The sequence below is a fragment of the Mesorhizobium sp. M2A.F.Ca.ET.039.01.1.1 genome, assembly GCF_003998035.1.
Lineage (GTDB): Bacteria > Pseudomonadota > Alphaproteobacteria > Rhizobiales > Rhizobiaceae > Mesorhizobium.
The window spans coordinates 1-2,846 of record NZ_RZRY01000746.1; the positions used below are offsets into that span (position 1 = coordinate 1).

General features: G+C 59.3%; 5 protein-coding genes and 1 pseudogene. 2 read left to right on the top strand and 4 right to left on the bottom strand.

Annotated features, from left to right (window positions below; all coding sequences use genetic code 11):
• Nucleotides 1-376 (bottom strand): annotated as a pseudogene (locus EOA24_RS32965) (hypothetical protein); the annotation flags it as partial.
• A 122-nt stretch (nucleotides 377-498) separates the two neighbouring features.
• On the opposite strand from EOA24_RS32965, the gene EOA24_RS32970 reads away from it, so the two are divergent.
• Nucleotides 499-843, top strand: a complete 345-nt coding sequence (locus EOA24_RS32970; protein ID WP_127410523.1) for a hypothetical protein — start codon at nucleotides 499-501, stop codon at nucleotides 841-843.
• Here the strand turns inward: EOA24_RS32970 and EOA24_RS42005 are convergent.
• The 3 genes from EOA24_RS42005 to EOA24_RS32980 form a co-directional block, all read right to left on the bottom strand.
• Nucleotides 840-1,004, bottom strand: coding sequence for a hypothetical protein (locus tag EOA24_RS42005; RefSeq protein ID WP_189354428.1), 165 nt, complete (start codon nucleotides 1,002-1,004; stop codon nucleotides 840-842). The two genes, EOA24_RS32970 and EOA24_RS42005, sit on opposite strands and share 4 nt — an antisense overlap.
• Nucleotides 1,001-1,450 (bottom strand): thermonuclease family protein, encoded by a 450-nt coding sequence (locus EOA24_RS32975; protein ID WP_127410524.1) that lies wholly within the window; start codon nucleotides 1,448-1,450, stop codon nucleotides 1,001-1,003. Before EOA24_RS32975 ends, EOA24_RS42005 begins: the two co-directional genes overlap by 4 nt.
• An 88-nt stretch (nucleotides 1,451-1,538) precedes the next feature.
• The gene (locus EOA24_RS32980) at nucleotides 1,539-2,159 is read right to left on the bottom strand and encodes a hypothetical protein (protein ID WP_127410525.1); all 621 of its coding nucleotides are present in this window, start codon (nucleotides 2,157-2,159) and stop codon (nucleotides 1,539-1,541) included.
• Nucleotides 2,160-2,247: 88 nt separating this feature from the next.
• Between EOA24_RS32980 and EOA24_RS32985 the strand changes: the two genes are divergently transcribed.
• On the top strand, nucleotides 2,248-2,846 hold a 599-nt coding region (locus EOA24_RS32985; protein ID WP_133374733.1), incomplete at its 3' end, for a lytic transglycosylase domain-containing protein.

Consider the following 2,846-nt stretch of genomic DNA (forward strand, 5'->3'; position numbering starts at 1 on the left):
CGCTTGCAGCGCTCTTCTGTTCCCGTCTCTTGGCCGCTAACCTCGATTGGGCCGCGCTTAGCTCCATCTGCCATTCGTTGGTGGCCATCGGATCACCGCAGCCAAAAACCCTCGCCAGCCAATGAATGTTGGCAGCGCTAATTCCCTTGTCGTTGTCTTGAAACCAAAGCTGCACTGTTCTGAGATCGACCCCGATCCGGTTGGAATCGATCTGCGAAATCGCCTCTGCAAGAAGCTCGGGCGTCCATGGGCCTGCAGGAAACCCATCTTTGCTCAATGGCCGACCGGCTCCTGCTGCTGCTAATCGTTTGAATAGTTCCTTGAGATCACTCCCGTCTCTCGGTGGCGGAAGAAATAAGTTTCCATTCTTAAACAACAACTTGCAGGCTCGGATTTCGCTTCGTTTCGTATCCTATCGTGCCATCGTTCCTGATCAACGTATTTCTCGACCCGATGCAACGGGCGAGGGGCGGGCCGCGAATCACTCGGAGCAGAACAATGGCTGTTGAACTGGCGTGTAGCACCGGAGAGGCGCAGGAGGCGTACTCAGTCGTGGATCTGATCGCGGCGCACCGCCGCGCTATTTCCGAGCTGGAGTGTCTCGGCAAACGTTTGATGCACGCCGAAGAGGCCGAGACGGAGTTGATCGGTCCGCGGCTGGACGCTGCCATGAAGGACGAAACGGTCATTCGACGGCAGGCAGCGATGGCGCCGGTCGCCAATGTTGGCGAGCTGAAGATGAAAGCGGCCTATTTTAAGCGGCTCATCAACAACGGTTGGTGCGACGTGGATGCGGACGACCTACATGAGCTGCTGCGGTCTTTCGCCGAGTTGCCGACCTAAGAAAAGAAGGCGGAAATCCAAGACGTGAGCGCATGCCATGCGGCATAGGCCAACGCCGGCACCGCGATGATGGCGATGAATGCGAGCGCCCCGGTTATGGCACCGTCCGTGCGGCCCTCGACGGGGTAGTAGTAGCGGCTCGATTGATCCTCGTGGTTCATTGCTTGCGCTCCCCTGCCCATCTCAGCAGAAGTTCAATGGGATGTTGAAACTTCCTCGCCCAAAGACCATCAGCTTTCATCTTCGCGTTGAGCTCAGCCACCAGATAGTTGGCGCTGACCGCATTGCCTTTCTGGTCGGTGGCGGCGAAGGCGTAGCCGGCCGCGATCAGGGCGGTCCCAACGTCGATCGTATTGTCGTCGAGTTTCGCGCCACACACCACAAAGGTCGCTTTATCGAGCGCCAAGGCAATGGGCTGGCAGGTCACGGCCGCCGTCGAAAACAAGGCGGCCAGGTGGGCGAGCGAGACGTTCCCGCAATCGAGCTCTTGGCCATTGGCATCCAGGGCGATCGTGCCCCGCAAGCATGATTGCACGCCATAAAGCCGGTAGAGCTTGCCGCGGTCGCGCCACGTATCTCCGGTCAGCAGCTCGACGCTTTTCGACACCAGGAAGGGCGCGGTTGTCGCGCTTGCTGGCGCGGCTCCTTCCGCGCCCACGGCGTGAGCGCACGTGAGTATGATGAGGGTTGCGAGGCTAGTTCGCTTCATCGGTCTGGAACTGTTTGCCGAGATCTAAGGCATGTTCGAGATCCGGCCGCAGGGACTTGCCGTCCTTGTTGCGGCCGATCGCAGCCATCTCGAAGAAAACCATGGAATCGTCGTCATAGGAGACCGAATAGGGATCGTTGGTATTGCCAGCTCCGACGAGTGCAAAACACGAAACCGCGTCCGGCACCCCGGATTGGCTTTTCAGGACCAGCGTCTTGCACAACACGACGGAGGCGCGGGTGTTATAGACAGCCTCGTCATAGTCGCGCACGGCCTTCGTGCAATCCCACAGCTGAGCCTTGTAGGTGATCTTGGCCTTCGGGCAGGCCGTAAGACCACGCAGCCGGTAGGTGACGCCGTTGATGACGCGTTCAGTGGCGGACGTGATTTGCACCGGCTTTGCCAGCGGTGTCACCTCGCGTTGAAAAAAGCCTCCGCGTGCGTCGTAGCGCTCGTAGACGAAGGTCTTTTCGCCAGGCTTGGCGAACTTCTGCAGATACGCGGTCGAGGGCTGCTCGAACGGATGCGGCTCGTTGGTGCCCAGATCGGCGGCGCCTACGACGGTGCTGTGGAGCAACAATGCCGCGAGGAAGAAGAACTGCTTCATCGGAAAATTGGCCTCGATCCTGCTTCTCGTATTGACACTTTACTTTGGCACCATGTACCCATAGTAAAGTGTCAACCTTGGTAGCGCAATGAAAAACCGGATCGCCCTTGCGCTTTCTCTCTCAGCCGTCATGGCGCCATTAGGCGCCCATGCGGACAACACGAGTTCGACGCGCATCGCGGTGGCGTTTGCACTGCCGGCCCGCCCTGCAGTTTCGACCTTTTCCGATGCTGATCACGGTTCGACGATTGGCGGCGGGTGTGCGCCGACGGATCGCGGGCAAGCCGCGGCCTTGGTGCGCCAGATCGCCGAGGACGAAGGCTTCGATCCCGACCTGACCGAGGCGGTTGCCTGGGCGGAAAGCGACATGGGCGGCAATCAAGGCCCGTCTCGCGCGGGCGCTCTCGGCATTATGCAGCTCATGCCGGCGACAGCGTCGCGTCTCGGTGTGACCGACAGATGTGACGCGAAAGCCAATATCCGTGCCGGCGTCCGCTATCTGAAAGCGCTTTATGACGAGTTCCATGATCCGCTTTTGATGTTGGCGGCCTACAATGCAGGCGAGCAGAACGTCTACAAGGCCAACGGCATTCCCGTGAACGACGAGACCACGAAATACGTGGTCAAGGTGCTCAATCGCTGGAAGCTCGGCAAGCTGATCAAGGCTCCCATTCCCAACCCTGTTGA

Excerpts from the sequence above, each read along its gene's own strand:
- EOA24_RS32970 (WP_127410523.1), top strand. The coding sequence starts at position 499 with ATGGCTGTTGAACTGGCGTGTAGCACCGGAGAGGCGCAGGAGGCGTAC.
- EOA24_RS42005 (WP_189354428.1), bottom strand. The coding sequence starts at position 1,004 with ATGAACCACGAGGATCAATCGAGCCGCTACTACTACCCCGTCGAGGGC.
- EOA24_RS32980 (WP_127410525.1), bottom strand. The coding sequence starts at position 2,159 with ATGAAGCAGTTCTTCTTCCTCGCGGCATTGTTGCTCCACAGCACCGTC.